The sequence below is a fragment of the Flavobacterium sp. genome (assembly GCF_035760125.1).
In the GTDB taxonomy this organism is placed as follows: domain Bacteria; phylum Bacteroidota; class Bacteroidia; order Flavobacteriales; family Flavobacteriaceae; genus Flavobacterium.
Genome location: NZ_DASTTN010000416.1, coordinates 1 through 4906, shown reverse-complemented (window position 1 = coordinate 4906; position 4906 = coordinate 1). Strand labels below are relative to the sequence as shown.

Here is a 4906-nt window from a genome sequence, read left to right as displayed (position 1 = left end):
TCAAATGATTAATCGCCGCCGTTGGGTTGCTGTCCCAAGGCAAAATTGCGGTTTCAGAATTGGTGGTCACAAATGTTTCTGCTTCAAAATCAATTTCAGCCCCAGCTGAGATAATTTTAAAATGAGTTGTGCCACTCGGGGCTGCCAGCATGTTTCTTGGTATAAAAGAAACTAAATCAATAGTTATTTCTCCGGTGGCACGATTTATTGCACCAGCATATGGCGCAAACAATGTAGTGCTTAATTTTCCACCGATGTTAAAATCAAAGCCGTTAAGCAATTCTGCCTCGCCATCAATAATGTTTCGAAGTCCACGTTCATTGGTCGCATCCGCCTGAATTACTTTCATCATCAATTGGGTAAGTCGGCCTACCATTCTACTGTCTGAAGAATTCAGTAGTAACGTTCGAAAAGCCAAACGCAATGTTTTCCCCGCTTTTCCTGCTCTCCCAAATTCAGCTCCATTCTCACGGGTGCGCTGAAACGCAGGATCGTTGGCAATTCGGTTGGCATCAATGCCACCTTTCTCGCGGGCAATGTACCCATCCTTTGATTTATAAAAAGTAATATCCCCGATAGTACCTTTCAATTTAATTATGCCTTTCTGTTTTGCCATAATGGTTTAAAATTTAAGTTTAAAAATGATTGATCTACTCTGTCATCCTGAATATTCGTTGCAACTAAATCGGGATTGATCTCAGCAAATATTTCATCATTTATATCACATTTCAAAAGACGATGGTCAAAAACGGTAGTAAAAAGCCTATAATAACCTTATTAGGTAACTTAAAACTAAAGTAATTTTCTTAACTTTGTTCCCTTCAGGAGAAAGGCACTCAAAGCCCTATCCTAAGTATGGATAATGTATTAAAAGTGGTAGTGTGATAGGAGCAAACATCAGGGTGTGTATTTATCCCAAAGATGTACAACGTATTACTGGTAAAACATACAGACAGGCAAGGTTGTATTTAATCAAAATTAAAGTCAGCCTAAACAAAGAATCGCATCAATTAATTTCCATAGAGGAATTTTGTTTGTATTCAGGCCTTCAGCTAGAACATGTTTTACGTTGTATAATCGGATAGGAATCCAAGAATTAAGAAGTCTATCACTCATTTACAACATAACAATACCTGTTCAACAAGCAGTTCAAAATAGAACTACTAAGCATACTCCAGTTTTCTCATTCTTAATGTGAAATCCGTCAATATACTTCAATCACAACCATAGTAGTAATATTCACAATTTAATTGACAATCGCCTCCAATTGAAATCTAAGAACAGATGTATACAGCCCCATAACTATTGGATCAATGGAATCTGTCTTATTGAGATATTTAAACAACTTAGTGGTAATATTAGCTGAAGTCAAATTAGTAAAACTCAAAGTATTTGCTTTTTTGCGAGCTAATCTTGAAAACGGACATTTTCTTTGGAACAATACTGGATTCAAATTAAAATCAGATTATATATCTTCAACTATTAGCAAATCTGTTTTTTAATGAATGTAAAAGTTCAATCGCTTCTTTTACTTTTAACGCAGAAGGCAAAATAATTGCCTCTGTAATATCGAATGACGATTAGGCTAAAAACAAAAAACCCTCAACAATTGTTGAGGGTTTAAATACTGGCGGAGAAAGAGGGATTCGAACCCCCGGACCTGTTACAGTCAACAGTTTTCAAGACTGCCGCATTCGACCGCTCTGCCATTTCTCCAATATGTCGCTTTCGTTATCCGATTGCGAGTGCAAATATAAGAACCTTTTTTGGTTATGCAAATCTATTTTTAGAAAAATTACATCTATTTTTTAAGGAAATTTTTAATTGTTTCATTTGCTACACTTTATAAAAAAAATAGTTTCAAAAAAAATTGCAACTATTGGGTAATTTGTAAAAAGTGATTAGTAATTGGCTATGATCCGTTATATAATTGCTAATTCAGAATCAAGATGATCATAAAAAAATCCTTCAAAATATAATTCTGAAGGATTCATCCAATCACTTTTTACTGATTACTGTTCACTAAAACTAATATGCCACATAATCTTTAATCTCCAAACCGTATCCTATCATACCAACGCGTTTGGTTTGCTGTGTATTTGATAACAATCGAATTTTGGAAATGTCTATATCATGCAATATTTGTGCACCAATACCAAAATCTTTGTTGTCCATCTTGATTTGTGGCGCTTTGAATTCGCCTTTGGCTTGTAATTCTTTCAATTCAACAATGCGATTCAATAAATCTATTGATTGCAATTCTTGATTAATAAACAATACTGCACCTTTGCCCTCTTCATTGATTATTTGAAACATATCATCCAATTTTTTATGGGCATCATTGGTCAATGTACCCAATATATCATTGTTCACCGAAGTAGAGTTAATACGGGTTAGTATTGGTTCGCCTATATTCCAGGTTCCCTTGGTCAAGGCAATATGTATTTGCTTGTTGGTTGTTTGTTGATACGCTCTTAGCCTAAAAGTGCCAAAACGGGTTTCAACATCAAAATCTTCTTTCTTTACAATCAAACTGTCGTGTTGCATTCTATAGGCAACCAATGCTTCGATTGAAACCAATTTTAAGTCAAATTTCTTGGCCACTTTCACCAATTGTGGCAATCGAGCCATGGAACCGTCCTCATTCATGATCTCAACAATCACCCCTGCCGATTTAAATCCTGCCAAACGCGCAAAATCAATAGCAGCTTCGGTATGCCCCGTTCTTCTCAAAACTCCACCTTGTTTGGCAATCAATGGGAATATATGCCCTGGACGTGCTAAATCATGTGGCTTTGTATTTGAATCAACTAACGAAAGTATAGTTTTGGCTCTGTCAGAAGCAGATATTCCAGTAGTTACTCCATTACCCCTTAAATCCACCGAAACCGTAAAAGCAGTTTCCATAGGATCGGTATTGTTACTTACCATCACATGCAATCCTAGTTCTTTACAACGGCTTTCTGTTAGTGGTGCACATATTAAACCGCGACCATGTGTAGCCATAAAGTTGATCATTTCGGGCGTTACTTTTTCGGCTGCAGCTAGAAAATCACCTTCATTTTCACGGTCTTCATCATCAACTACAATAATTACTTTGCCTTGACGAATATCTTCAATAGCTTCTTCTATTGTGTTGAGTTGTATTTTTGTGGTAGACATCTTATTCTTTATTTTGAGATGGAATTATTTTTTGAAACAATTTTTGAAATGCTTTTTGTATAGGTGTTAATATTACATCCATATTAATCAAACCAATATCATTAGTGGCACGATAAGTCAACAAAAGTGCTAGCGGTGTAAGAATTAAGGATGACATCCAAGCTCCAAGAAAAGGGGTTAAACCATCCTCTTGAGAGATTCTTTTCCCAAACGTATTGATAAAGTGGAAGGATATAAAAATTAAAACTGCGAATACAATCGGTAAACCAAGACCTCCTTTTCTAATAATCGCACCCAATGGCGCTCCTATAAAAAACATCAAGAAGCACGCATAAACAATAACAAATTTATCATTTAAGGATAAAATATGGCTGTTTATATTTTTCTTTTTATTGTCCAGTTCACTTCTTGTGGCATCAATAGTATACAATGTACTTTGTGCATTACTACTGGCGGCTTTTAAAATTTCAGCTTTTTGCTTGTTATCGTAGATGGACAACAAATTTTTAATCAAAGGCTTTTTCTTTGCAAGCTGAGGAGCTTTATTGTCGGTTAGTGTACCTATTCTTGCGCCACTGTTTTCAGAAAATGACACAATTTCAGCATCTCTGTTTTTATTCAAGGAATCCAATGTGTATCGCAAATCATTTACATTCAACATCGAGTTGGTCGCAGATACTGTTTCGTCTTTAGTGTCCACTTTATTCAATTGGGACAAATCAATATTGATGCGGTATTTTTTAAAAGAACTTTTGGCAAAAGGCAATTTATCACGATCCTCATATTTTTTAGGCACAATATCCTGATAATAATTACCGTCATTCAAAACCAATTGCAGAATACTTGTTTTATCGCTACTGATTAATTCTCCGTCTGTGGCACGAATCACCGTTTTGCTTCCGTCACCATTTTGTGATTTTTGATGAATGGTAATCCCTGTAAGATGATTTCCATTTTCTCCCGATTTTTTATTCACTTTAATATTATACATACCAACGTCGCTAAATTGACCTTCGGTAATAGCAAGTGCTGGTTTAGCCTGGGCGATGTTTTTTCTGAAATTGACAAACCTGAATTCAGCATATGGAATCACATTATTGGCAAATAAAAAGGCCACAATACTCAATATCGCAATAGCGATAGTCAAACTTCTCATAGCTCTTTGCAGTGAGATACCCGAAGATTTCATTGCTGCAAATTCGTAATGCTCAGATAAATTTCCAAAAGACATTATTGAAGCCAATAAAATAGATAGCGGTAAAACCAAAGGTACAATTCGAGGCATCGAAAAAGCCAAAAACTTGATAACCATTACGAAATCCAAATCTTTACCGGCCAATTCGGCAATAAATAACCAGACCGTTTGCAGGATGAACACAAAAAAAAGGATAACAAATACCGTAGCAAATGTACCCAGAAATGTTTTTAATAAGTATCTGTCTAGAATCTTCACCTAAATAATTAGTCTAATTTATTGATGTAATAATTGGGATATTTGCTTGCAACAAAGGTAAACTGATTTTTCGGCAATGTCTGATTTGTTTTAAAAGAATTAACCGTCAATGTAGTTTTGGTTCCTTTTTTGGCAATTTCTATGACATTATAAATGTTATTGGTTTTGGAATCGATTCCTACCAAAATCTCTTTTCTTTGATCTTTGGCATTTGTGGGAGTCAATTTAACGTATTGTATTTTTTTACCACCTACATTTTGAACAATATCCATTGTGAATTTATAACCTGTA

General features: G+C 35.2%; 5 protein-coding genes and 1 tRNA gene. All 6 read right to left on the bottom strand.

Going from position 1 to position 4906, the window contains the following annotated elements:
- The coding region (locus tag VFS71_RS14685; RefSeq protein WP_326402153.1) for a hypothetical protein at nucleotides 1-616 on the bottom strand (616 nt) is incomplete at its 3' end.
- A gap of 630 nt (nucleotides 617-1246) precedes the next feature.
- Nucleotides 1247-1453, bottom strand: coding sequence for a phosphate acyltransferase (locus VFS71_RS20265; protein ID WP_414656003.1), 207 nt, complete (start codon nucleotides 1451-1453; stop codon nucleotides 1247-1249).
- A 175-nt stretch (nucleotides 1454-1628) separates the two neighbouring features.
- Nucleotides 1629-1716, bottom strand: a tRNA-Ser gene (locus VFS71_RS14680).
- Nucleotides 1717-2028: 312 nt separating this feature from the next.
- A complete protein-coding gene (gene ribB / locus VFS71_RS14675) occupies nucleotides 2029-3162 on the bottom strand; it encodes a 3,4-dihydroxy-2-butanone-4-phosphate synthase (RefSeq protein WP_326402152.1) in 1134 nt (377 codons plus the stop codon).
- Nucleotide 3163: 1 nt separating this feature from the next.
- Nucleotides 3164-4615 (bottom strand): LptF/LptG family permease, encoded by a 1452-nt coding sequence (locus tag VFS71_RS14670; protein ID WP_326402151.1) that lies wholly within the window; start codon nucleotides 4613-4615, stop codon nucleotides 3164-3166.
- Nucleotides 4616-4623: 8 nt separating this feature from the next.
- A partial coding sequence (locus VFS71_RS14665) for a LolA family protein (protein WP_326402150.1) occupies nucleotides 4624-4906 on the bottom strand: 283 nt, incomplete at its 5' end.